Origin of the sequence: Methylorubrum podarium, assembly GCF_022179745.1 — a bacterium.
Classification (GTDB): domain Bacteria; phylum Pseudomonadota; class Alphaproteobacteria; order Rhizobiales; family Beijerinckiaceae; genus Methylobacterium; species Methylobacterium podarium.
Map to the genome: position 1 here is coordinate 1 of NZ_BPRD01000653.1, position 1,499 is coordinate 1,499.

2 protein-coding genes are annotated in these 1,499 nt (G+C 65.8%); both read right to left on the reverse strand.

Annotated elements, in window-relative coordinates:
- On the reverse strand, positions 1-564 hold a 564-nt coding region (locus tag MFF42_RS25315; protein WP_238258735.1), incomplete at its 3' end, for a beta-ketoacyl synthase N-terminal-like domain-containing protein.
- A gap of 521 nt (positions 565-1,085) precedes the next feature.
- A partial coding sequence (locus tag MFF42_RS25320) for a UDP binding domain-containing protein (protein WP_283206926.1) occupies positions 1,086-1,499 on the reverse strand: 414 nt, incomplete at its 5' end.

A 1,499-nucleotide genomic window follows, 5' to 3' on the forward strand; every position in this document is an offset into this window, starting at 1 on the left:
CGCCGCGATCGCGGCGTTGAGCGCGACCAGCGAGGACGAGCAGGCGGTGTCGAGGGTGAAGCTCGGCCCCTTCAGGTCGTAGATGTAGGAGATGCGGTTCGAGATGATCGAGAGCGTGTTGCCGGTGGCGGCGTAGGCGTCGCCCGAGGACGGATCGAGGATGCGCAGGTTGCCGTAATCCAGCGCCGAGGCGCCGACGAACACGCCGATATGGCTGCCCGCGACCGACGAGGGCCGCAGGCCCGCATCCTCGAACGCCTCCCAGGTCAGTTCCAGCAGCATGCGCTGCTGCGGGTCCATCTGCTCGGCCTCGCGCGGCGAGATGCCGAACACGCCCGGATCGAACGACCAGATGTCGTCGAGCACGCCCGCGGCCCAGGTGTAGCTCTTGCCCCGCTCCTGCGCCCGCGGGTGGCCGAAGGCCTGAAGCGACCAGCGGTCCTCGGGGATGCGCGAGACGGCGCAGCGCGCTTCCGTGAGAAGCTGCCAGAGCCCCTCGACGTTCTGAGCCCCGGGCAGGCGGCAGGCGCGGCCGACGATCGCGATGTTCTTGCGGTGAGTCACGTCGATCCGTTTACGCTCGTGAGGCAGGGACCGGGGGTCCGTCCGACGCGGGCATTTCCCCCGCACCGCGAATGTCTCGTGAAACCTCGGCTTTCACAGCGGCGCCCCTAAGGAGGGCGGCCGACGACCGGAGGTTTTAAGAGGCACTCTTAATCTGACCGACAGGACCGTCCAACCCGCTTGGCTGCAACCCCTCTCTTAATCCAGAGAGATTGGGAGATTGTGTGGCACGTATTCATCAGTGAATCGTTGATGGCCAAAAAGCGGCGAAATGCCGAGACCAACAAATATCAGTCGGGAATGTTGGGTCGCGTTCGCAAATTGCCATCGTCTCGCCGCGAACGTGGCGAAGAACTTGCGAATATTGCCGAGGATTTTAGGTTATCTTTTTCGCTCTTCCCTTGAGATCGATTTCGGCGTGAGCTGCCGGGTTGCTGCGCTTGCAAGTTGCAGCGGTCCTGCTGATCAGATGAGACGGCTTCGAAAATGCCCCCGGATCGGTGGCGGATCAGCGGTCGCCCTCATGCAACCCCGATGCCGGCATAGGCGAAGCCGTGGCGGACGACCTCCGCCGGCGCGTAGACGTTGCGCAGGTCGACGAGGACGGGGGCGGCCATCAGCGCCTTCAGCCGCGCCAGATCCAGCGCGCGGAACGCGTTCCACTCCGTCACGATCACCAGGGCGTCCGCCCCCTCGGCGCAGGCATAGGCGTCCTCGGCGTAGGCCACACCCTGCAGCAGCGGACGCGCCTGCTCCATCCCCTCCGGATCGTAGGCCACGATCTCGGCGCCGGCATCCTGAAGCCCGGCGATGATCGACAGCGAGGGCGCGTCGCGCATGTCGTCGGTGTTCGGCTTGAACGTCAGCCCGAGCAAAGCCACCCGCTTGCCCCGCACCGACCCGCCGCAGGCCGCGATCACCTTGCGCGCCATCGC